Genomic DNA, 22,709 nt, shown 5'->3' on the forward strand with positions numbered 1-22,709 from the left:
CCCGGGCGCGGAGGCTAGCGGAGGGTGCGGCCGTCCGGGTCGATGGCGGGCAGGGCCGACGTCGGGGCCTCGGTCGGCGCGACGGCCTGGTCCGCGACCTCCTCGTCGTCCGCGGGCTGACCGCCCGCCGCCTCGTCCTCCGCCGGGACGTCGACCTGGTCGTGCTCCGCGGGTTCGTGTTCCGGCCCGCCGTCCGGGCCGGCCGCGCCGCCCGTCGCGCCGGGCCGGGAGATGATGACGGCCGCGTCCTCGTCGCCGTCGCCGAGGACCACGTCCGCGCTGGATCCGGCGTCGCCGTCCGTGTCCTCGTGGGGGCCGGCGGCAGGACCGCCAGCGCGGTCCTCTTCCGCGTCGTCCGCGCCGGCGTCAGCGGCAACGTCCGGGGCCGGCGCGTTCCCGTCGGCGTCTGGCGCACCGGCGCGGCCCGCGGAGACGGCGCCGGCCCCGGCGTCGTCTCCTCCGATGGGTGCAGCGCCGGCCTCGGCACCGGCCAGGGCACCGTCCGCCGAGGCGTCCGCCCCGACGTCGTAGCGCGGGGGCTCGACAATGCTGATGGGCTGGCCGCCGAATTCCGCGATGTCCTCGTCCAGCTCGCGGAGCATGTCCTCGGCCTCCTGGATCCGCTCCGCGTCCTCGAGGGCGAGGCCCTTGGCCAGCCACTGGGCCAGGGCGAACTCGGCGGCCAGTGCCGCCCGGCGCATGAGGTGCGGATCGGCCTTGTCCCCGCGCTGCGCGGTGTAGGACTCGAGCACGGCGTCGGCGAAGGACTGCTCGTGCGCGGCCGCGAGCCAGGCAAAGTCGTCGGCGGGGTCCCCGATGTGCAGATCCGTCCAGCCGGTCACGGCGCTGACCCGGCCCTCGACGAGCAGGAGGTTCTCCTCGTGCAGGTCCCCGTGGACCACGGTCGGATTGAAGCGCCACAGGGCCACGTCCTCCAGGGCGTGTTCCCAGCGGCGCAGGAGGCGCGCCGGGATCCTGCCCGTCGTCGCGGCCTGGTCGAGCTCGTTCAGGCGCCGCTGGCGGAACTCGTTCGCCGAGTAGACCGGCAGGTCCGCCCGGTCCACGACGTCCTGGGGCAGCGAATGGATCGCCGCGAGGGTGCGGCCGACGTCCGCTGCGGTCCGCCCGCCGCTGGAGACGAGGTCCTCCAGCTCCAGCGCGGCGCCGTCGACATGGTTGTAGACGAACGTGCGCAAGCGCCCCTGGCTCACGGTCCCGGCCACCGAAGGCAGGCGGAAGGGCAGGGCCGCGCGCACGCCGGGCGTGAAGGAACGCAGGGCGGCGAGCTCGGTCTCGAGCCGCATGCTCGCCTCGTCGTGGCGCGGGGAACGCACGCGCCAGCGGTTCTGCTGCCCGTCGACGATGACCGCCGAATCGAAGTCGTCGGCGTCGTCGGCGAGGCCCGCGACGCCGACCGGCGCCAGTCCGGGCACCGCGGCCGTGGCGATGGCGGCGAGTTCCATGGGAGAGCGTTTCACGTCTTCCACCGTATGCGGTGCGGGGCGCCGCCGCCGTGGTGCCGTGCGGCGAGTCGCGGGAACAGCGGTTTCACCACCGGCCGCGGTCCACACCCGCACCTCCGCGTGTGCGGGCGGCGGTGCCGGTCAGTACGGTAGGAGGTATGACTTTCCCCGCGGCCGGACCGAACGCCCCCGTCCCAGCCCCCGCGCCGTCCGCGGCGCCGTCCGACGCGCCCGCGGGAGCCGCCGGCGCGCACGCCGCCGTGCCATTGGGGGAGCTGCCGCTGGCGCGCACCACGGTGGACCGCGGGTGCGAGCGGCGGGCCGATCCCGGCTGGCTGCCCGCCGTCCTGTCCGGATCGGACACGGCGGTCCTCGTCCTGGTCAACGGCCGCGCCGCCGTGGCGGACGGGCGCCTGGTCCTCTCCGGCACCGGGGCCGCCGAGGGGGCGCGGCACCTCGTCTACCTCGGACGCAGGGCGGGGCAGGAGCTCGTCCTCGCGGACCATGCCGGGGTCCCTTCCGGGCTGCACGACGCCGAATGGCTCGGCCTGCGCGACGTCGCGGCGGGTCTCGGGGCCGGGGACGCCGGGCTCTTCGTCGAGGCCGTGGCGATCGCCAACTGGCACGCCTCCCACACCCACTGCCCGCGCTGCGGTGCACCGACGGAGGTCGTGCAGAGCGGCTGGGTGCGGCAATGCCCGGCCGACGGATCGGAGCACTTCCCGCGCACCGACCCGGCCGTCATCGTGTCCATCACCGACGACGCCGACCGCCTCCTCCTCGGCGCCAACGCCCAATGGGGCGGGCAGCGGTTCTCGACCCTGGCAGGATTCGTGGAACCGGGCGAGTCGCTCGAGGCGGCCGTGGTCCGCGAGGTCCGCGAGGAGGCCGGGATCACCGTTCGAGAGCCGCGCTACCTGGGCTCGCAGCCGTGGCCCTTCCCCGCCTCGCTCATGCTCGGCTTCACGGCCCGCGCCGACTCCACGCACACGGTCCCGGACGGCGAGGAGATCATCGAGCTGCGCTGGTTCACGCGCCGGGAGCTGGCGGCCGCCGTGCTCGACGGGGCGGTCTCCGTGCCCGCGGGGGCCTCGATCGCCCGCGCCCTCGTCGAGCACTGGTACGGCGGCCCGCTGCCCGAGCCGCGGCGACTGGAGAACTGAAGCCCATGACGAGCCTCGAAGAGACCATCCTGGACGGACTGGACGACGAACAGCGCCAGGTCGCCACGACGCTGAACGGCCCGCTGTGCGTCCTCGCCGGCGCGGGGACGGGCAAGACCCGGGCCATCACCCACCGGATCGCCTACGGCGTCCACACGCAGGCCTACCGGCCCAACCAGGTCCTCGCCGTGACGTTCACCGCGCGCGCCGCGAGCGAGATGCGGACCCGCCTGCGCGACCTCGGCGCCGGCGGCGTCCAGGCGCGCACCTTCCACGCCGCGGCGCTGCGCCAGCTGCAGTTCTTCTGGCCGCAGGCCATCGGCGGGCAGCTGCCGGCCATCGTGGACCACAAGGCCCAGCTGCTCGCCGAGGCCGCCCGCCGCCTGCGCATCTCCACCGACCGGGCGGCGCTGCGCGACCTCGCCGCCGAGGTCGAGTGGGCCAAGGTCTCGATGCACACGCCGGAGAGCTACCTCGCCGCGGCAGCCGGCCGCGGCCAGCCGGCGGGGCTCGACCTGACGACGGTCTCCCGCCTCTTCCAGTCCTACGAGGACGTCAAGACGGACCGGAACCTGATCGACTTCGAGGACGTCCTGCTGCTCACCGTGGGGATCCTCGACGAGGACGAGAAGGTCGCCGCGGCGGTCCGCGGACAGTACCGGCACTTCGTCGTCGACGAGTACCAGGACGTCTCTCCCCTGCAGCAGCGCCTCCTGGACCTGTGGCTCGGCGGTCGCGGCGAGCTGTGCGTGGTCGGCGACGCAAGCCAGACGATCTACTCGTTCACCGGGGCCACGCCGTCGCACCTCCTGAAATTCACCGAACGCCACCCGGGCGCCCCCGTGGTCAAGCTCGTCCGCGACTACCGCTCCACCCCGCAGGTCGTGCACCTGGCCAACCGCCTCCTCGCGTCACGACGCCCCGAACCGGGGATCCCCGGGCAGGGCGTGGCCTGGCCGCAGCCGCTCGAGCTCATCGCCCAGCGCCCGGCCGGCCCCGAGCCGGCGTTCACCGAGTGCACCGACGACGAGGCGGAGGCGGCCCACGTCGCCGGCCGGATCCGCGCGCTCATCGACGACGGCGTGCGGCCGGCCGAGATCGCCGTCCTGTTCCGCACGAACGGCCAGTCCGAGTCCTACGAGCAGGCGCTCTCCGCCGCCGGGATCGGCTACCAGCTGCGCGGCGGCGAGCGGTTCTTCCAGCGCCGCGAGGTCCGCGACGCGGTCCTGCAGCTGCGCGCCGCGGCGCGGGTCGAGTCGGACGACCCGGTCCCGCAGCAGTGCCGCGACATCCTGGCCTCGCTCGGCTACACCGCCGAGCCGCCGTCGGGTTCGGGCGCCGTGCGCGAGCGCTGGGAGTCGCTCTCGGCCCTCGTGGCGCTCGCTGGGGAGCTCGAGCGCTCCCGCGCGGGCCGCGAGACGCCGTTCACCCTGGCGGAGTTCGTGGCCGAGCTCGACGAGCGCGCCTCGACGCAGCACGCCCCGACGGTCCAGGGCGTCACCCTCGCCTCGCTCCACTCCGCCAAGGGCCTGGAATGGGACGCCGTGTTCCTCGTGGGCCTGAGCGAGGGGCTCATGCCGATCTCCTTCGCCGAGGACCAGGCGGGCTTCGACGAGGAGCGCCGCCTGCTCTACGTGGGCATCACGCGTGCCCGCGAGCACCTGCAGCTGAGCTGGTCGCTGTCCCGGACCCCGGGCGGCCGCGCCAACCGGCGCCCCTCGCGCTTCCTGGACGGGCTGCGCCCCGCGTCCTCGAGCCGCACGGGGGACGCGCCGGCCCGCCGTTCCGGCCGCAAGCGCCCGTCCGGGCCGGCGACGTGCCGGATCTGCGGCACCATGCTCATGTCGGCGGCGGAGCGCAAGCTCGGCCGCTGCAACGGCTGCCCGCCCGGGTACGACGAGGCCGTGTTCGAGGAGCTGCGGGCCTGGCGGCTGAAGGTCTCGCAGGAGGCGGCCGTCCCGGCGTTCGTCGTCTTCACCGACGCCACGCTGATGGCCATCGCCGAGGCCATGCCGAGCGATCCCGCCGGCCTGGTCAAGGTCCCCGGCGTCGGGGCGGGCAAGCTCGAGCGCTACGGACGCGATGTCCTGGACATCCTCTCGGCGGGGGCGCCCGGCGCCTGAGGCGCGGAGCCTACGCGGCCCTCAGCAGGCACAGGCAGCCGGGCCGGGCGGCCACGGCCCGCGTTCCGACGCCGCCCGTCGCCAGGTCCAGCTCCAGGACGGCACCGGCCGCGGCGGGAACCTGGACGCCGTCGACGAGCATCAGGATCTGCTGGACGGCCAGGCCCGCGGCGGCCGCCGCGAGCGAGACCTCGGTAGGACCGGCGCACGTGGCCGTCCGCGGCACCGCGGCGGGCAAGCCGGCGTCCGCCGCGCAGTCCAGGCACGGCGTGGCCCCGGGGACGACGAGCGGCCCGACGCCGGATCCCGCCTCGCCGCACGCGACGCGCAAGTGGGGCACGTCGGTGGCGGCGAGGTACGCGGCGAGGTCCTCGTCGAGCCACGGCGATCCGACGGCGACGACGGCGTCCGCCTCCTGGGTGGTCCCTCCCGTTCCCGGTTCCCACGTCGACAGGGAGGCATGCGGCCAGTGCCGGCCCAGGTGCCGGGCCAGGGCGCGGGGCCGCTCCAGGCCGAGGTCGGCGAGGCGCAGCGGTCCGGCGCCGAGGTCGCCTGCCTCGACGGGCCGGGGGTCGCAGAGCTGGAGGGATCCGATCCCGGCCGCCGCGAGGAGCACGGCCACGGTCTGGCCGCAGCGGTCGAGCCCGTGGATGCGGACCACGGCGCGCATCCGCCGTTCGACGAGCGGGCCCGCGTGCAGCCCGTAGGCCGCGGACCATTGCGCGATGTCGGGGGCGAGCCGGGACGCGCGGACCCCGGGGATCCGGTACGCGGCGTCCGCGACGAGGACCGGTTCGAGGATCGCCAGGAGCTCGCCCCGCCGCTCGGCGTCCGGGAGGGCGTCCGCGCCGGATCCGCCGGACGAGGAACCCCTCGGGGCGGTGCCGGGTCCGTCCGCCGGGGCGCCCGCGGGCGACGCGAGGGCGTCGATGAACGCCTTGTCGCGGGCGTCGAGCCCGTCTATCCACAGCCCGCCGGCCGTGGCCCCGATGCAGACGGAACCGTCGGCTAGGCTGATCACCCGTAATCCGGGATTGATGCGCATGATGGCCTCCTGGTGTCTCGCCGGCGATGCCCGCCGGGACTAGCCATCGTGGCACGCGCCAAGGCCCCGGAACGGGCTATCCACAGCCTTTCGCGGGAGAGTGGGACCGCGACGACAGATCAGGAGACCCCATGCCCTTGCAACCCGGTGAGCGCGTGCTCGTGCTCGACGACGGGCTCCGCGTCCGCGTCGTCCGCTCGGCCCGGCGCCGCAAGACCGTGTCTGCGGCGTGGAAGGGCGCCGAGGCCGTCGTCTCCGTTCCCGCGCACCTGAGCCGCGCGCAGGAGGAACACTGGATCGAGGAGATGGTGGGGCGGCTGAAGGCCGGGCGCGACCGCCGCCGGGGCCGGGCCTCGGGCCGCAACGACGAGGAGCTGATGCGCCGCGCCGCCCGGCTGAGCGCCGAGCTGCTCGAGGGGCGGGCGCGCCCCCTCTCCGTCCGCTGGGTCACGAACCAGAACTCCCGCTGGGGCTCGGCCACGCCGGCGGACGGCACGATCCGGATCTCCCACCGTTTGCAGGAGATTCCGGACTGGGTGCTCGACTACGTGCTCCACCACGAGCTCGCCCACCTCGTGGCTCCGGGCGGGCACGGACCCGCGTTCCGGACCCTGGAGAAGCGCTACCCGCGCCTGGCCGAGGCGAAGGCGTTCCTCGCGGGCGTCGGTTTCGGCACGCGGCTCGCCGCGGGCGGTGGGCCGGCGGACAGCGGAGCGGACCCGCTGGACGGCGGGGACCCGGACGACGGCGGGGCCGGGCCCCTCGCGTAGCCCCGCACCTCCGCTGCGCCTCGCCTCGCGGCGGGGAGCCGCCGGGCCCGGGACCGAGGCACCGGGCCCGCCGCCGACCGGCGCCGGGCAACGGCTTGGGCGGGTCTAGCGGCCTTCGGTGTCCTCGCCCGCTCCGGACGGGTCGTCGTCCTGACCGTCCTCGTCCGGTTCCCCGGGACCGGACGCGGCCCCGGCGTCGTCCGCGGCGGGCGTGTCGTAGCCGCCGGACAGGAGCCGGTTCAGGGCCTCGTCGAGCTCCGCGTCGCCCGCGTCCACGAGGGCGCGGCGGCCGCCGAAGCCGGCGGGGTCGTCGAGGTCCTCGGCCGTGGGCATGAGGTCGGGGTGCTCCCACACGGCGTCCCGGCCCTCGATGCCGCGGTCGGCGAGAACCTGGGCCCAGAACGCCGCGGCGTCGCGCAGCCGGCGGGGCCGCAGCTCGAGCCCCACGAGCGAGGCGAAGGCCTGCTCGGCGGGGCCGCCCGTGGCCCGGCGCCTGCGGACGGTCTCCCTCAGTGCCGCGGCGGAGGGAAGGTTGGAGGAGGCGGCCGCGACGACCTCGTCGACCCAGCCCTCGATGAGGGCCAGCGCCGTCTCCAGCTTCGCCAGCGCGGCGTCCTGCGCTCCCGTGCGCTGCGGCGTGAAGAGCCCCTCGGTCACCGCGCCCTGCAGCGACTCGGGGTTGGACGGATCGATGTCGCGCACGGCCTCCTCGATCTTCGACAGGTCGATGTGGATGCCGCGGGCGTAGTCCCCGATCGCGCCGAGGACGTGCGCGCGCAGCCACGGCACGCGGGCGAAGAGGCGCGTATGCGCGGCCTCGCGCAGCGCCGCGAACAGGAGGACCTCCTGTTCGGGGACGTCGAGCCCCTCGCCGAACGCGGCGACATTGACGGGCACGAGCGCGGGTGCGGGGCCCGCCAGCGGCAGGCCGATGTCGCTCGAGCCGAGGACGTCCTTGGCCAGTCCGCCGACGGCCGTTCCCAGCTGCAGGCCGAACATGGCCCCGCCGAGGTTCTGGAACATGCCCTGCGCCCCGCCGAGCATCGGCTTGAGCTCCTCGGGCATCTGCTCCCGCATCGCCTGGCTGATGGCGCCGGCGACGCTGACGGCCACCGGCTCGGTCAGGGTCTTCCACGTGTCCATCGTCTTCTCGACCCACTCGGCCCGGGACAGCGCGGTGAAGCCGGAGGCGGGCGAGGTGAACGACGTGGCCTGGTCCAGCCACAGCTCGGCCAGCCGCCCGGCGTCTCCGACGGCGCCGGCGCGGGCCGGGCTGACGGCCGGGTCGGAGCCCGCGGCCGCCTGGCGCGCGGAATCCCGGGCCAGCTTCCAGTTCACCGGGCCGCCGTCGCCCGTGGCCATGGCGCCCATCATGGCCTGCACCTGGCGGAACATCGCCTGCATCGCCTCGGGGTCGTTGGGCATCCCCATCGCGGCGCCGAGGCCCTCGGGGAGGTCCTTCGGGTCGAAGCCGGCGGGCAGCTGGCCCCCGAAGAGGCCCGAGAGCATCTCGGCGAACGGATCCTGGCGTCCCGGCTCCTCGGGGTCGTCGGAGCCGTCGGGACGGGGGTTCGGGGGGTTCTCAGCCATGCGACCACGGTACCCCCGGCCACCCCGGTAGACCCATGGAAATCGCCGTCGGTTCGCTGTGGGCAAAGCCGATCCCGCTCGGCAGCGAGTAGCCTAGGGGAGGCCGAACGGCCGCGCCGGAGGGGCCACGGGGCCCGAGGCAGAAGGGACACCTGAACGTGACGCAGCATCAGCTCGGCGGGCCCGCCGATCCCGCGGACGCGGGAGGCCCCGCGGGAGCCGGGGGATCCCACCGGCCGGCGGCCGACGCCGCCCGCAGGACGCGCATCCAGCGGGCCCTCATCGGGTCGACGGCCGTCGCCCTCGTGACGGGCTTCGGCGCCATGGCGCTGCCGAGCCCGTTCGTCGTCGAGTCGCCCGGACCGGCGATCAACACGGTCGGGATCGTCGACGGCGAGCCCGTCATCCGCGTCAGCGGCCGCGAGTCGTTCCAGCCGGAGGGGCCCCTGGACCTGACCACGGTCTACGTCCGGGGCGGGGCCGACCGCCGCATCCCGTTCTTCCAGGTGCTCCAGGGCTGGGTCGACCCGGCGCAGGACGTCTACCCGGAGGAGACCGTCTACCCGCGGGGCACGACCGACGAGCAGATCACCGAGCAGAACACCGCGCAGATGGACTCCTCCCAGCAGACCTCGGTCGCCGCCGCCCTCGGCAGCCTCGGGATCGAGTACGGGCAGACCATCTCGGTCGCGGAGCTCGCCACCGCCACCAATGCCGGGATCCTGCAGCAGGGCGACGTCCTGCGCACGGTCAACGGGGAGCGGATCGCCGACGCGACCATGCTGCGCGAGCGGCTTCAGGACGCCGGCGACGCCCCCAGCATGCTCGGGCTCGAGCGGGACGGCGAGGAGCTCGAGGTCGAGGTCGTCACCGCGGCCTCGCCCGAGGGCCAGCGCCTCCTCGGCGTCTTCCTCGACACCGCCTACGACTTCCCGTTCGACGTCGACTTCACGCTGACCAACGTCGGCGGGCCGAGCGCGGGCCTCATGTTCTCCCTCGGGCTCATCGACACGCTCACCCCCGGCGAGCTCGCCGGCGGGAGGCACGTGGCCGGCACCGGGACCATCGACGCCGCGGGCGCCGTCGGCCCCATTGGAGGGATCGCGCAGAAGCTCGTCGGGGCCCGCGACAACGGGGCCGAGCTGTTCCTCGCCCCGGCGGGGAACTGCGAAGAGGTCCTCGGCCGCATCCCGGACGGGCTTTCCGTCGTCAAGGTCGAGACGCTCGACGACGCGCGCGCCGCGCTCGAGCACGTCGCCGCGGGGGAGGACCCGGCCTCGCTGCCCGCCTGCGGCTGACCGTCAGGTCACGATCGGCTTTCGATCCCGGAACCCGGGAACCCGCGGTTCGCCCCCGTCGTCGTACACAAGGCAGAATGGTACGCAAACCGCCCTCAAGCCGTCGGCGGTGCAGAACCATACCCCGAGGATGAGGTTCATACAGTGAGTTTTGGCGCTGACAGTCCATTCGGCGGACGCCCGCAAGGGCCCGGCGAGCCAGCCGGCGGGGGAGCCCCGCCCCAGCAAGGGCCCCCGCGCAGGCCTTCCGCGCTCATGCCCACGGTGGTGATCATCGGCCTCCTCGTGGCGGCGTTCGTCTTCTTCGCGAACATCTACGCCGACGTCCTCTGGTACAACCAGCTCGGGTTCTCGGAAGTGTTCTGGAAGCAGAACCTCACCAAGGCGGCCATCTTCGCGATCGCCTTCGTGCTGATGGCGGCCGCGATCTGGACGAGCCTGACCCTGGCGTTCCGTTCCCGTCCGGTCTACGCACCGGACACGCAGATCCAGGACAGCCTGCACCGCTACCAGTCGCAGCTCGAGCCCATCCGCCGCCTGCTGATGATCGGCATCCCCGTGGTGATCGGCGCCTTCGCCGCAACGGCCGTGACCGGCCAGTGGCAGCAGGTCCTGCTCTTCTTCAACCAGGTGCCCTACGGCGAGGCCGATCCGCGGTTCGGACTGGACCTGTCCTTCTACATGAACACCCTGCCGTTCCTCGGCCTCCTCCTGGGATACCTCGTCTCCGTGGTGCTCATCGCCGGCATCGCCGGCGTCCTGATGCACTACCTCTACGGGGGCATCCGGATCGAGGAGCGCGGCGGCGTCGTCGTCTCCAAGGCCGCCCGCATCCACATCTGCGTCGCCGCCGCCGTGTTCCTGCTGCTGCAGGCCGGCAACTACTTCCTGGACCGGTACTCGACCCTGCTGAACCAGGACGGCCGCGTCGCCGGCGCCCTGTACACGGACGTCAACGCGGTCATCCCGACCAAGACGATCCTCGCCGTGGCCGCCGTGCTCGTGGCCGTGCTGTTCGTCCTCGGCGCCATCCTGGGCCGCTGGAAGCTCCCGATCGTCGGCACCGCGATGCTGATCGTCACGGCCCTCGTCGCCGGCGGCATCTACCCGTTCATCGTCCAGCAGTACCAGGTCGTGCCCTCGGAGAAGTCGCTCGAGCAGCAGTACATCCGCGACAACATCGAGATGACGCGCAAGGCCTACGGCCTCGACGCCGTGGAGTCGACCAACTACAACGCCACGACGGACACGGCGCAGAACGCCCTCGCGCAGGACAGCGCCACGACGACGAACATCCGTCTGCTGGACCCGAACCTCGTCTCCGACGCCTTCGCGCAGCTGCAGCAGTTCCGCACCTACTACCGGTTCGCGCCCACCCTGAACGTCGACCGCTACGAGATCGACGGCAAGGTCGAGGACACCGTGATCGCGGTCCGCGAGGTCAACGTCGATCCCACCGACTCGTGGGTCAACCAGCACATCACCTACACCCACGGCTACGGCCTGGTCGCCGCCTACGGTGCCAAGGTGGCCTCCGGCGGGCGTCCCGCGTTCATGCTCGAGGACATCCCGACCCGCGGCGACCTGGCGAGCGACGACGACTACGAGCCGCGCATCTACTTCGGCGAGTACTCCCCGGAGTACTCGATCGTCGGCGGCCCGGAGGACTGGCAGCCCCGCGAGCTCGACCGGCCGCAGGGCGAGGAAGAGGGCCAGGACACGCGCTACACCTTCACGGGCGGCGGCGGCCCGAACGTCGGCAATTTCTTCAACAAGCTCGTCTACGCGCTCAAGTTCGGCTCGACCGACCTCCTGCTCTCCGACGCGATCAACGCCGAGTCGGAGATCCTCTACGACCGCAATCCGAAGGAGCGCGTCGAGAAGGTCGCCCCGTACCTGACGGTCGACTCCAACGCCTACCCGGCCATCATCGACGGGCGCGTGAAGTGGATCGTGGACGCCTACACGACGAACGCCAACTACCCGTACTCCACGCAGCAGCAGCTCGAGTCCGCGGTCACCGACTCGCTCACGGGCGCCAACCGCGCCACGAGCCTCACGGGCCAGGTGAACTACATCCGCAACTCGGTCAAGGCCACGGTCGACGCCTACGACGGCTCGGTGGACCTCTACGCGTGGGAGCCGGACGAGCCGCTCCTGCAGGCGTGGACCAAGGTCTTCCCGACCACGATCAAGCCCTTCACCGAGATGAGCGCCGAGCTCATGAGCCACGTGCGCTACCCGGAGGACCTGTTCAAGGTCCAGCGCCAGCTCCTGGGCCGATACCACGTCACGGACGCGGACAACTTCTACGAGGCCAACGACGCCTGGATCGTCCCGAACGATCCGACGCGCTCCGAGGGCAACGTGAAGCAGCCCCCGTACTACCTGTCCCTGAAGATGCCGGACCAGGAGGCCGAGACGTTCTCCCTGACGTCCACCTTCATCCCGCAGACCGGCACGGGCGGCCAGCAGCGCAACGTGCTCTACGGCTTCCTCTCCGCCGAGGCGGATGCCGGGACCGGCGAGGCCGGCGTCAAGGCCGAGGGCTACGGCACGCTGCGGCTCCTCGAGCTTCCGCGCTCCACGGTGGTCCCCGGGCCGGGCCAGGCACAGCAGAACTTCGACTCGAACACCAACGTGTCGACCCAGCTGAACCTGCTCCGCCAGGGCGCCTCGACCGTCATCAACGGCAACCTGCTCTCGCTGCCGGTCGGCGGCGGCATCCTGCACGTCCAGCCGGTGTACGTCCAGTCGACGGGCCAGACGGCCTACCCGACGCTGCGCAAGGTGCTGGTCTCCTTCGGTGACAAGGTCGGCTTCGCCGACACGCTCTCCGAGGCGCTGGACCAGCTCTTCGAGGGATCCTCGGGCGCCGTGACCGGCGAGGGCGACGCCCCGGGCACGGGCGAGGAGCCGGGTGAGGGCGGTGAGACGCCGAGCACGACGGCGGAGCAGCGCCTCAAGGCCGCCCTCGCGGCCGCAAGCAACGCCATCCAGGCCGGACAGACCGCGCTCGCGGAGGGCGACTTCGCCGCCTACGGCGCGGAGCAGGCCAAGCTCCAGGCAGCCCTGCGCGCCGCGATCGACGCCGAGGCCGAGATCACGGGCGAGCCCGCCGTGGCCCCCGAGGAGGCCGAGGGCGCGGAGGGCCAGGACGGCGGGGAGCCGGCCGAGGACGCCCCGGCCGAGGGCGAGGGCTAGCCGATTTGATCTCCGCCCCGCGACGTGACAGAGTAGGGACTTCACGCCGCGGGGTGGAGCAGTTCGGTAGCTCGCCGGGCTCATAACCCGGAGGTCACAGGTTCAAATCCTGTCCCCGCAACGAGAAGGAAGGCCCCCGGTCTGGGACACCAGACCGGGGGCCTTCCGCATGTGCCCGTCCTACAGGGGCTCGGGGGGACTCGGGGGATCCGCGAAGTCGCCGGAGCGGCGACGGAAGCCGGCGAGGATGCGCACGAGCTGGCCGAGCTCGCCGCTGGGGATCCCCGGATCGCCGAAGACGTGCTCGTTGAGCCGCTGGGTGGCCTGCGTGACGACGTCCCGCCCGCGCTCGGTCACGACCACGAGGGTCGCGCGGCCGTCCGTGGGGTGCGCGTCGCGGCGCGCGAGGCCGTCCCGCTCGAGCCGGTCCACGGTGTTCGTCGTGCTCGTGGGGTGGACCTGCAGGCGCGCGCTCGCGCTCGCCATCGGCAGCGCGCCGTCGCGTGTGAAGCTGAGCAGGCGCAGCAGCTCGTAGCGGGCGAACGAGAGGCCGAACTCCTTCAGGGCCGCCTCCACCCGGGCGAGCATGAGCTGTTGGGTGCGCATGATCGAGGCGATCGCGACCATGCCGTCGGCCGCGTCCTCCCAGCCGTGCTCGATCCACTGCCGCTTCGCCTCGGCGATGGGATCCATGGGGAGCGGTTCCCTGCGGGCCATGGCGGTGTCCTTCCGCTCGTACGCTGCCCGGGTGCGGCCGGGCGCCGGACCCGGGCGGCAGAGCCGTCCCGGGATTTACTCTGAAGTCCTACTAGATGCTAGCAATGCCTAGTATCGTGGTGCCCGTACCCAGCATCAAGAGAGGGAGCCTCCGTGAAGTCCACCGCCTCCAAGGACGCCCGCGCGGGAGCGCGCGGCTGGCTCCGCTTCGCCTGGCTCGCCGGAGGAGGGCTCGTGCTGCTGGGCCTCGGCGTCCTCGCGGCGCGCTGGCTCGTCGGCCTCGAGGGCGTCCAGGAGTTCCTCGCCCGCTACCCGGGGCACACCGAGCTTCCGGCCGCGGCACCGACCGGGATCCCCGTCTGGATGTCCTGGCAGCACTTCCTCAACGCCTTCTTCATCCTGTTGATCATCCGCAGCGGCTGGCAGGTGCGTACCCAGCAGCGGCCGCCGGCCCACTGGACGCGCAACAACAAGGGCCTGGTGAAGACCAGGAACCCGCCCAAGCGGATCAGCATCAACCTGTGGTTCCACCTGACCCTCGACGCCCTCTGGGTGCTCAACGGCTTCGTGTTCATCGTGCTGCTGTTCGCCACCGGGCACTGGATGCGGATCGTCCCCACGAGCTGGGAGGTCTTTCCGAACGCCGTCTCGGCCGGGCTGCAGTACCTCTCCCTCGACTGGCCCGTCGAGGACGGCTGGGTGAACTACAACAGCCTCCAGCTGCTCACCTACTTCCTCACGGTCTTCGTCGCGGCCCCCCTGGCCATCATCACGGGACTGCGGATGTCCGAGGCCTGGCCCAAGAAGGCCGCCGTGAACAAGGCCTACCCGGTGGAGCTGGCCCGCGCCGTGCACTTCCCCGTCATGTTGTACTTCGTCTTCTTCGTCATCACCCACGTGGCGCTCGTGCTCTCCACCGGCGCCGTGCGGAACCTGAACCACATGTACGGGGCGCGTGACGACGGCACATGGATCGGCTTCTGGTTCTTCGCGGGCTCCGTCGTGGCGATGGCCGCCGCGTGGTTCCTGTCCCGGCCGGTCCTGCTGGCCCCGATCGCCTCGCTCATGGGCAAGGTCAGCCGCTAGCGACCAGGAGGGTCCCGTGTTCCAGCTCGACGACGAGCAGCAGGCCATCCTCGAGATGGTCCGGGACTTCGCGCGGGAGCGCATCGCCCCGCACGCCGCGGCCTGGGACCGCGGGCACCACTTCCCGATCGACGTCCTCGAGGCCGCCGGCGGGCTGGGCATGGGGGCGATCTACGTCCCCGAGGAGCACGGCGGAGCGGGGCTGGGGCGGCTGGACGCCGTCCGGGTCTTCGAGGAGCTCTCCAAGGCCTGCCCCACGATCGCCGCCTACATCTCCATCCACAACATGGTCGTGTGGATGATCGACGCCTTCGGCGACGACGCGCAGCGGGAGGACTGGCTGCCCCGGCTCGCGGGGATGGGCGAGCTGGCCAGCTACTGCCTGACGGAGCCCGGGGCGGGGTCCGACGCCGGATCCCTCACCACCCGGGCCCGGCCCACCGGGGACGGGGGCTACGAGATCACGGGCACCAAGCAGTTCATCTCCGGGGCAGGCGCCGCCTCCTGCTACCTCGTCATGGCCCGCACCGCCGACACGGGCAGCCACGGGATCAGCGCGTTCCTCGTCGACGGGGCGAGCGAGGGGCTCTCGTTCGGCCCGCCCGAGCGCAAGATGGGCTGGAACGCGCAGCCGACCCGGCAAGTCGTGCTCAACGGCGTCCGCGTGGCGGCCCGGGACCGGCTCGGCTCCGAGGGACAGGGCTTCCCGATCGCCATGAAGGGACTCAACGGCGGCCGGCTCAACATCGGTGCGTGCTCGCTCGGCGGGGGACAGGCCGCCCTTGACGCCGCCATAGCCCACGTACGGGACCGCGAGGCGTTCGGGCGGCCGCTCATCGAGCAGCAGTCGGTGCTGTTCCGACTGGCCGACCTGGAGACGCAGCTGGAGGCGGCGCGCACGCTGCTATGGCGGGCGGCCGGAGCGCTCGACGACGGCGACCCCGACGCCGTGCGCTGGTGCGCCATGGCCAAGCGCGTCGCGACCGACGCGGGTTTCGACGTGGCCAACGGCGCCCTGCAGCTGCTCGGCGGCTACGGCTACCTGGCGGAATACGGGATCGAGAAGATCGTGCGCGACCTGCGCGTGCACCAGATCCTGGAGGGAAGCAACGAGATCATGCGGCTCATCGTGGGGCGGATGATCGCCGAGCGCCGCCACTGACGAGGCCGCTGCCGCTTGCCCCGGGCACCCGATTTGGCGTCCCGGACGGGAGCGCGTAGAGTTGTATCTCGCGCCGCGGGGTGGAGCAGTTCGGTAGCTCGCCGGGCTCATAACCCGGAGGTCACAGGTTCAAATCCTGTCCCCGCAACCACGCGAAGGGCCCCGATCCACTGGATCGGGGCCCTTCTTCATGCCCGGAACGGCCGCGGCGGGGTCCGGACCGGTACGACGCCGGTGCCGGACCCCGCGCGGATCAGGCGCCGTGGTAGGAGGTGCCGGAGGCCTCGTCGGCGGCGCCCTCGAGGGTGGCGGGGGAGGCCCCGGCCTTCAGAGCGGCAAGCCGGGCCTCGACCTCGCTCTGCTCGCCGAGGTCCTCGAGGGACTCGAACTGGGCGTCGAGGCTCGAGGCGGCCAGCTCGTTCTGGCCGATGACGCGGGCTTCCTCACGGCGGATCTTCTCCTCGAAGCGGGAGACCTCCGACGTGGGGTCCAGGATGTCGATGCTCTTGATGGCGTCGTGGACCTGGGTCTGCGCCTGGGCGGACTTGGCGCGCGCCACGAGTTCGTCCCGCTTGGAGACCAGTTCCTGGCGCTTGCCCTTCATGCCGTCGAGCCCCGACTTGAGCTTGGCGACGATCTCCTCCTGGGAGGCGATCGTCGGCTCGGCGCCCCTGGCCTCGCGCTCGGACTGCATCTGGCGCTGGATGGCGACCTTGGCGAGGTTGTCGAACTTCGCGGCGTTGGCGTCGTCGCCGGCGCCGCGGAACTCGTCGGCCTTGCGGGAGGCGGCCAGGGCCTTGTTGCCCCAGTCGCGCGCATTCTCCTGGTCCTCGCGGTAGTCCTGCTGGAGCATGCGCAGGTTGCCGATGGTCTGCGCGACGGCGGTCTCCGCCTCCGCGATGTTGTTCGTGTAGTCACGGACCATCTGGTCCAGCATCTTCTGCGGGTCCTCCGCCGAGTCCAGCATGGCGTTGATGTTGGCCTTGGCCAGCTGGGCGATGCGTCCAAAAATCGACTGCTTTACCACGGTGTCACCTTCCACTTGTCCTGCTTGATCTTGATGGGTCCTGCTGGTCTGTCGTGTTGTGCCCGTCGCCGGGGACGACGAGCGCCGGGGCTCAGAAGTTACCGCCTCCGCCGGAGTGGCCGCCTCCGAAGCCGCCGCCTCCGCCGAAGCCGCCGCCGAAGCCTCCGCCCCCGCCGCCCCCGCCGAAACCGCCGAAGCCCCCACCGCCGAAGACGCCGCCGGAGTGGCCGCCTCCGCCGCTGGAGCCCCCGCGGAGGATCGAATCGATGAGGATGCCGCCGAGGATCGCCCCGCTCATGCCTCCGCCGAAACCGCCCTGCCCGCCGCCGAACCCGCCGCCGAACCCGCCGCCGGAGCCGAAGCCGTTGACGTCGTTCTCCGCCTCACGGGCGGCCTGGTCGGCGAGGTAGCCGGCCTGGTTCGCGTACTGCAGCGCGGAGACCGGGTCCTGGGAGCCGATCCGCAGCGCCTCGTCGAGATTGCGCTGGGCCTCGGCGAGGCGTGTGCGCGCCGTGGAGCGCACACCGCCGCGGCGCGCGCGGATGTAGTCGTTGGTGCCCTGGATCTTGAACTGGGCATTGCGCACGGCCGCCTGCAGCTGCTCGGCCGCACGCCGTGCCTGTTCCGCCTGATCGCGGATGGTACCCAGCGGGGCGTCCAGTTGCGCGTGCGCCGCCTCGACGGCCAGCAGCAGCTCGACGGGATCGGTGCGGCCGGCCTCGCGCGCGGCCTTGACCCGGGCCAGGGATTGCTCGACCGCGGCCACGGGCCCGGCCAGCTCGGGGCTGCGCCCCGACGCGACCATGGCCCGGGCCTGCGCGAGGTCTTGGGCGGTCCGTGCGACCGCCGACTCGAGCTCCGTGGCCGCCTGGGCGAGCTCCTCGGCCGTGGAGCCGATCGCGTCGAGCAGGACCGTGGCCTGGTGCAGCCCCTCCTCGCCGGCCCGCACGGCGACCGCGGCCTCGCTCGCGGCCTGGTCGCCGAGCTTCTCCTCGGCCGTCGCCACGGCAGTGTCGACGAAGTCGAGCCGCTCCGTGGCCTGCTCGATGTTGTCGCGCACCTGGGCCAGCGCGGAGTCCGCGTAGCGGGCGGAGAGTCGTTCGAGCTCATCGCGGGCGCCGGCGAGGCGGCCGCGCAGCCGGGGTGCCTCTTCCTGGAGGGAGGCCACGGCCTCGGGGGCCTTGCGTTCCAGCTCACGGAGGGAGTCGAAGTCCGCCCGGTGCTCCTCGAGGGTCTCGTTGACGGCCTCGCAGCGCCGGATGATGTCCCCGAGCCAGGTGCGCTGCTGTTCCTCGGTGTCCGGAATGTGGTCGTCGAGCTGCTGCTGGAGCTTGAAGGACTCGTTCAGGTGCCCCTTCGCGGCCGCGATGTCCTCGACGAAGGGCTTCACGGACTCCTCGCCGTACTGGGCCAGGGCGAAGCCGACCTCCTGTTCGCTCGAGCGGATCGCGTCGTCCGCCGCGATCAGGAGGCCGCCGGCGCGCTGGCGGAGCTCGGGGATGGAGAGGCCCGCGAGCGGGTCGACGACGCGCCCGTCCGGTCCCGCCTGGGGCCCCTGGGCGGGGCCGGTCGCGGGCAGCTTCCTCCGGCGGGACAGGGCCCAGGCGGTGGCGCCGCCGGCCACGACCACGCCGCCGATGATCCAGGGCGCGGCCGAGGAGCCGGAGCCGTCGGCCGGAGCGCTGGAGCCGTTGCCCGTGGCGGATCCGGACAGCGTGCCCGCGTCCGCCGCGGCGATGCCCTCGGCGGCGCCGACCGCGGCGTTCGCCCAGTCGTCGGATGCGAGGGTCGAGCCGCCGAGCTCGGGGGCCACGAAGTCCCGGAAGACCTCGTCGTCGTAGGCGGCGATGTCCCCGGAGGCGTGGGAGAAGAGGATGCCCTGGCGCGCCTCCGTGGCCAGCACGAGGATCGAGTCGTTGGTGCCGAGGCCCTTCGCCTCGGCCACTTCGACGGCCCACTCCGAGGCGTCGGCGGGATCCTCGAACTCGTCGATGTAGACCACGAAGAGCCCGCGTCCGGTGTCCGAGCGGAGCTGGGAGACGGCGTCGTCGACGCGGTCCGCCTCGCTCCCGAGGGCGTCGACGGCGTCGACGACGAACTGGCCCGGGGGGATGGTGACCGGCGGTTCGGCGGCCGCGGGGGCGGCGAGGAGGAACAGGGACAGCAGTCCGGCGGCAGCCGCCGCCGCGATCCGCCTGGCTGGAAAACGCATGGATCACCCTTCAGCATCGAGGACGGCCCTGCGTCGTTCCGGACCGTGATCCGTCGGGCCCGCGGGCCGGCCGGGGCCGTCGACCTTGATTCTATGGTTGGAGCAACGGGGCGTCCAACAGCCGGGATGCGCCGACAGCGAAAGCCCGCGGCGCGTCCGGCGGGCTCACAGGGAGCGCTCAGGCAAAGCTTTCGGGGAACACAGTCCCGCTTGCCATAGTTGTTCCCAAGGACGTGAGAAAGGACCCCACGATGAGCGATCCCAGCCAGGCAGGACACGAGCACCAGAACCCCCAGGAGGCCCCCGGTGCACGGAGCGTCCCTCCGCGGCCCGCCGTGCCCCCGCAGGCGCCGTCGGTCCCGAACGCGGTACGCGGCGAGGCGGGGACCGACGCCGACGGATCGGCCGATGCCTCCTCGAGCTGGAACGCCACGCGGCCCCTGCCCTCGACGTCCGGCTACGGAAGCCCCTACGGCGCCCCGGCGGCCGGTGCGGGCTACGGCAGCTCGCAGTACGCTCCGTCCCAGGGCGGGTACCAGGCGGCGGGCTACGAGGGCTACGCCGCCCCGGCGGAGACCGGCTCGGGAACGCCGCGCCGCAAGGAGCCCAAGCGCTTCGGGGCGCCCGTGCTGATCGCCGGGATGCTGGCCGCGGCCCTCGTCGGGGGCGGCTCCGCGGTCGGCGCCAACTACCTCCTCGCCGGCGGCCAGGTCCAGGCCGCCGCGACGGCCGCCGCCAACGGCGAGGCCGTGGTCATCAACAACCCCGAGAACGTCACGGCCGTCACCGCCGCGGCGGCCAAGGCCACGCCGAGCGTCGTGACGATCGAGGTCTCCGACGGCAGCCAGGGCGGCTCCGGTTCGGGGATCATCCTGGACGACGACGGGCACATCCTGACCAACACGCACGTCGTGACGCTCGGAGGGGCCACGGCCTCGCCGGATGTCGCCGTCCGCACGGCCGACGGCAAGGTCCACAGCGCGAGCATCGTCGGCACCGATCCGCTCTCCGACCTCGCCGTCATCAAGATCGACGCCGAGGGCCTCACGCCCGCGAGCCTGGGCTCGTCCTCCGCGCTCAACGTCGGCGACACGGCCATCGCGATCGGCGCTCCGCTGGGCCTGAGTGGGACCGTCACCGACGGGATCGTCTCCAAGCTGAACCGCACCATCTCCGTCGCCTCCTCGGCCGTTCCCGAGAGCACCGGCGCCGAAGAGGGCGGGGACGGCGGCGACCAGTTCAACTTCCAGTTCCCCGGCGAGGGCCAACAGCAGAGCAGCGGCACCGGCTCGATCTACATCAACGTGATCCAGACCGACGCGGCCATCAACCACGGCAACTCCGGCGGCGCGCTCGTCGATGTCGAGGGCAACATCATCGGCGTCAATGTGGCGATCGCCTCCTCCGGTTCCTCGTCCTCCGGTTCCGACAGCGGAAGCATCGGCGTGGGCTTCGCCATCCCGATCGACTACGCCCAGCGGATCGCCCAGGACCTCATCAACGAGGGCAAGGCGACCCACGGGCTCCTCGGCGTCACCGTCAGCGCCCAGCCGGCGGACACGGGGAACTCCCAGACCTCCTTCAGCGTCGGCGCCGCCGTGCGCGAGGTCACCGAGGGCTCGCCGGCCGCGGATGCCGGCCTGCGCCCGGGCGACGTGATCACCGGAGTGGGGGACCGGGTCGTGGAGGACAGCAACTCGCTGACGGCCGTCGTGCGCGAGTACGCGGCCGGCGACACGGCGACCGTGCGCTTCACCCGCGGCGGGCAGGAGCAGGAGGCCGACGTCGTCGTCGGGCAGACGCCCGCCGGCTGAGCGGCCAGCGGCGCGCCGTACGCGCGCGGACGGCGGGGCCGGGGCACGCAGCCCCGGCCCCGCCGTCGTCCACCCCTTCGGCCCCGCACCCGCCGTCCCAGGCGGCGGCCGCCCGTGCCGCGTCACACGCCGCCGCGGACGCGTCATACGAGGCCCCGGACCCGTCACGTGACGCGCACTTCGGTTAATGACCGCTCACTGAACGCGGTGCGGATAGCATGGTGTCGGCCGCCACCGGCCCATCCGTTGAAGAGGAAAGGCAGCAATGAGCGAGGCAAACGCGCCGCTGAAGGTCCTGGTCCTGGTCAAGTACGTCCCCGACGCCCAGTTCGAGCGTCGCCTGGACGGTCCGGGAAACACCACGGACAGGTCGGACAGCATCCTGTCCGAACTCGATGAGTACGCGGTGGAAGCCGCACTCCAGCTGACCGAGGCCCGCGGAGGGGCGAAGGCCGGCAACACCGTCACGGCCCTGACCATGGGCCCCGAGGCGGCCGCCAACGCCGTCAAGAAGTGCCTGCAGATGGGGGCCAGCGACGGCGTGCACGTCACCGACCCCGCGCTCGCCGGTTCCGACGCCGCCGCGACCTCGCTCGCGCTGGCCGCCGCCGTGCGCCACCTCGGCGGCTTCGACCTGATCGTCACGGGCATGTCCTCCACCGACGGCGAGACCTCGCTCGTGCCCTCCCAGCTCGCCGAGCGCCTCGGCCTGCCGCAGCTCACCCTGCTCTCCTCGGTGGAGCTCGATGGCGCCGCGGTCACCGGCCGCCGCGACGGCGACACCGCCTCGCAGACGCTCAGCGCCCCGCTGCCGGCGCTCGTCTCGGTCACGGACCAGTACGACGAGCCCCGCTACCCGAACTTCAAGGGCATCATCGGCGCCAAGAAGAAGAAGACCGCTGTGCTGTCCCTGGCCGACCTCGGGCTGACGGCCGGGCAGGTCGGCTCCGCCGGATCCTGGACGCAGGTCTCCACGGCCGACGCGCGCCCCGCCCGCCAGGCCGGCACCATCATCACCGACCAGGGCGACGCCGGCGTGAAGCTGGTCGACTTCCTCGCCGAGCAGAAGCTTCTCTAGGAAAGAGGGACCACCATGAGCACCATCCTCGTCTACATCGACGCTCCCTCCGCCGAGCCCGGCAAGGCCCAGCGCGAGCTGCTCACGCTCGCCGCGCGGCTCGGGACCCCCGCGGCCGCCGTCGCGGGCCCCGCCGACGCCGACGCCCTCGCGGCCCTCGGCGCGCACGGCGCCGCGCAGGTCTACACGGCCCCGGCCGGCCTCGACGACGTCCTCGTCGCGGGCAAGGCCGCGTTCCTCGCCGAGGCCGTCACCGCCTCCGGCGCCGCCGCCGTGCTGCTGCCCAACACGGGCGAGGGCAAGGAGATCGCCGCCCGGCTCGGCATCAAGATCTCCTCGGGCGTCATCACCGACGCCGTGGACGTCGCCGCCGACCTCACCGTCACCAAGTCCGTCCTCGCCGGCTCCTACACCGTGCAGGCGCGCGTGACCACCGGCATCCCCGTCGTCACGGTCAAGCCCAACAGCGTCGAGCCCGCCGCCCCGGAGGGGGGCGCGGCGTCCGCCGTCGAGCTGCCGGCCGCCGACGCGGGGCCGGCAGCCCGGGTCGACTCCACCCAGGCCAAGCCCTCCTCGGGCCGCCCCTCGCTCGGCGAGGCGCGGATCGTCGTCTCCGGCGGGCGTGGCCTCGACGGCGACTTCTCCGCCGTCGAGGCCCTCGCCGACGCGCTCGGCGCGGCCGTCGGCGCGTCCCGTGCCGCGACGGACGCCGGATGGATCTCCCACGACCTCCAGGTCGGCCAGACCGGGACCACGGTCGCCCCGCAGCTCTACATCTGCGCGGGCATCTCGGGCGCCGTGCAGCACAAGGCCGGCATGCAGACGGCGCAGACGATCGTCGCGATCAACAACGACCCGGACGCGCCGATCTTCGAGATCGCCGACCTCGGGATCGTCGGGGACCTCAACGAAGTCCTGCCGCAGGCGACCGCCGAGATCCTCCGGCGCAAGGGCTGA

The 22,709-nt window shown here is 72.9% G+C and carries 16 protein-coding genes and 2 tRNA genes; 12 read left to right on the plus strand and 6 right to left on the minus strand.

Translation table 11 applies throughout. The features are described from left to right. Positions 1-14: 14 nt before the first annotated feature. Positions 15-1,478 (minus strand): phosphotransferase, encoded by a 1,464-nt coding sequence (locus tag ACQ3I4_RS07390; RefSeq protein ID WP_329860302.1) that lies wholly within the window; start codon positions 1,476-1,478, stop codon positions 15-17. Positions 1,479-1,621: 143 nt separating this feature from the next. Here ACQ3I4_RS07390 and nudC point away from each other — a divergent pair, with 143 nt between their 5' ends. After that, the gene (nudC, locus tag ACQ3I4_RS07395; protein WP_329860301.1) at positions 1,622-2,626 is read left to right on the plus strand and encodes an NAD(+) diphosphatase; all 1,005 of its coding nucleotides are present in this window, start codon (positions 1,622-1,624) and stop codon (positions 2,624-2,626) included. Between the two features lie 5 nt (positions 2,627-2,631). Then, positions 2,632-4,749: an ATP-dependent DNA helicase UvrD2 gene (locus ACQ3I4_RS07400; protein WP_329860299.1), complete on the plus strand. Its 2,118-nt coding sequence runs from the start codon at positions 2,632-2,634 to the stop codon at positions 4,747-4,749. A 10-nt stretch (positions 4,750-4,759) separates the two neighbouring features. Here ACQ3I4_RS07400 and ACQ3I4_RS07405 read toward each other — a convergent pair whose 3' ends face one another. After that, positions 4,760-5,794 carry a ThiF family adenylyltransferase gene (locus tag ACQ3I4_RS07405; RefSeq protein WP_329860298.1) on the minus strand — a complete coding sequence of 345 codons (1,035 nt, stop codon included), beginning with the start codon at positions 5,792-5,794 and terminating at the stop codon, positions 4,760-4,762. Between the two features lie 131 nt (positions 5,795-5,925). Between ACQ3I4_RS07405 and ACQ3I4_RS07410 the strand changes: the two genes are divergently transcribed. Beyond that, positions 5,926-6,564 carry a M48 metallopeptidase family protein gene (locus ACQ3I4_RS07410; RefSeq protein ID WP_329860297.1) on the plus strand — a complete coding sequence of 213 codons (639 nt, stop codon included), beginning with the start codon at positions 5,926-5,928 and terminating at the stop codon, positions 6,562-6,564. A 105-nt stretch (positions 6,565-6,669) separates the two neighbouring features. Here ACQ3I4_RS07410 and ACQ3I4_RS07415 read toward each other — a convergent pair whose 3' ends face one another. Further along, positions 6,670-8,154, minus strand: a complete 1,485-nt coding sequence (locus ACQ3I4_RS07415) for a zinc-dependent metalloprotease (RefSeq protein WP_430633223.1) — start codon at positions 8,152-8,154, stop codon at positions 6,670-6,672. A gap of 158 nt (positions 8,155-8,312) precedes the next feature. On the opposite strand from ACQ3I4_RS07415, the gene ACQ3I4_RS07420 reads away from it, so the two are divergent. The 3 genes from ACQ3I4_RS07420 to ACQ3I4_RS07430 all read left to right on the plus strand — a co-directional run bounded on the left by ACQ3I4_RS07420 (position 8,313) and on the right by ACQ3I4_RS07430 (position 12,777). Further along, a complete protein-coding gene (locus ACQ3I4_RS07420) occupies positions 8,313-9,452 on the plus strand; it encodes a YlbL family protein (protein WP_430633224.1) in 1,140 nt (379 codons plus the stop codon). A gap of 255 nt (positions 9,453-9,707) precedes the next feature. Beyond that, positions 9,708-12,656 (plus strand): UPF0182 family membrane protein, encoded by a 2,949-nt coding sequence (locus ACQ3I4_RS07425; protein WP_329860292.1) that lies wholly within the window; start codon positions 9,708-9,710, stop codon positions 12,654-12,656. 47 nt (positions 12,657-12,703) lie between these two features. Then, positions 12,704-12,777, plus strand: a tRNA-Met gene (locus ACQ3I4_RS07430). A 59-nt stretch (positions 12,778-12,836) separates the two neighbouring features. Here ACQ3I4_RS07430 and ACQ3I4_RS07435 read toward each other — a convergent pair. Beyond that, complete coding sequence (locus ACQ3I4_RS07435) at positions 12,837-13,373, minus strand: MarR family winged helix-turn-helix transcriptional regulator (RefSeq protein ID WP_329860291.1); 537 nt, start codon at positions 13,371-13,373, stop codon at positions 12,837-12,839. Between the two features lie 153 nt (positions 13,374-13,526). Here ACQ3I4_RS07435 and ACQ3I4_RS07440 point away from each other — a divergent pair, with 153 nt between their 5' ends. From ACQ3I4_RS07440 to ACQ3I4_RS07450, 3 genes are all read left to right on the plus strand, one after another. Continuing rightward, on the plus strand, positions 13,527-14,459 hold the full coding sequence (locus ACQ3I4_RS07440; protein ID WP_329860289.1) for a cytochrome b/b6 domain-containing protein: 933 nt from the start codon (positions 13,527-13,529) through the stop codon (positions 14,457-14,459). A gap of 16 nt (positions 14,460-14,475) precedes the next feature. Beyond that, a complete protein-coding gene (locus ACQ3I4_RS07445) occupies positions 14,476-15,621 on the plus strand; it encodes an acyl-CoA dehydrogenase family protein (protein WP_329860287.1) in 1,146 nt (381 codons plus the stop codon). 74 nt (positions 15,622-15,695) lie between these two features. Continuing rightward, positions 15,696-15,772 (plus strand) — tRNA-Met (locus ACQ3I4_RS07450). 102 nt (positions 15,773-15,874) lie between these two features. Here ACQ3I4_RS07450 and ACQ3I4_RS07455 read toward each other — a convergent pair. Both ACQ3I4_RS07455 and ACQ3I4_RS07460 read right to left on the minus strand, forming a co-directional pair. Beyond that, positions 15,875-16,648 carry a PspA/IM30 family protein gene (locus tag ACQ3I4_RS07455; RefSeq protein WP_329860285.1) on the minus strand — a complete coding sequence of 258 codons (774 nt, stop codon included), beginning with the start codon at positions 16,646-16,648 and terminating at the stop codon, positions 15,875-15,877. Between the two features lie 91 nt (positions 16,649-16,739). Then, positions 16,740-18,860 carry a TPM domain-containing protein gene (locus ACQ3I4_RS07460; protein WP_329860284.1) on the minus strand — a complete coding sequence of 707 codons (2,121 nt, stop codon included), beginning with the start codon at positions 18,858-18,860 and terminating at the stop codon, positions 16,740-16,742. 251 nt (positions 18,861-19,111) lie between these two features. On the opposite strand from ACQ3I4_RS07460, the gene ACQ3I4_RS07465 reads away from it, so the two are divergent. The 3 genes from ACQ3I4_RS07465 (at position 19,112) to ACQ3I4_RS07475 (ending at position 22,709) form a co-directional block, all read left to right on the plus strand. After that, positions 19,112-20,674 carry a S1C family serine protease gene (locus ACQ3I4_RS07465; RefSeq protein ID WP_329860283.1) on the plus strand — a complete coding sequence of 521 codons (1,563 nt, stop codon included), beginning with the start codon at positions 19,112-19,114 and terminating at the stop codon, positions 20,672-20,674. Positions 20,675-20,939: 265 nt separating this feature from the next. Beyond that, positions 20,940-21,752 carry an electron transfer flavoprotein subunit beta/FixA family protein gene (locus tag ACQ3I4_RS07470; RefSeq protein WP_329860282.1) on the plus strand — a complete coding sequence of 271 codons (813 nt, stop codon included), beginning with the start codon at positions 20,940-20,942 and terminating at the stop codon, positions 21,750-21,752. Positions 21,753-21,767: 15 nt separating this feature from the next. Further along, positions 21,768-22,709 carry an electron transfer flavoprotein subunit alpha/FixB family protein gene (locus tag ACQ3I4_RS07475; RefSeq protein ID WP_329860281.1) on the plus strand — a complete coding sequence of 314 codons (942 nt, stop codon included), beginning with the start codon at positions 21,768-21,770 and terminating at the stop codon, positions 22,707-22,709.

This window comes from Zafaria sp. Z1313, assembly GCF_050563205.1.
Classification (GTDB): domain Bacteria; phylum Actinomycetota; class Actinomycetes; order Actinomycetales; family Micrococcaceae; genus JAZDCJ01.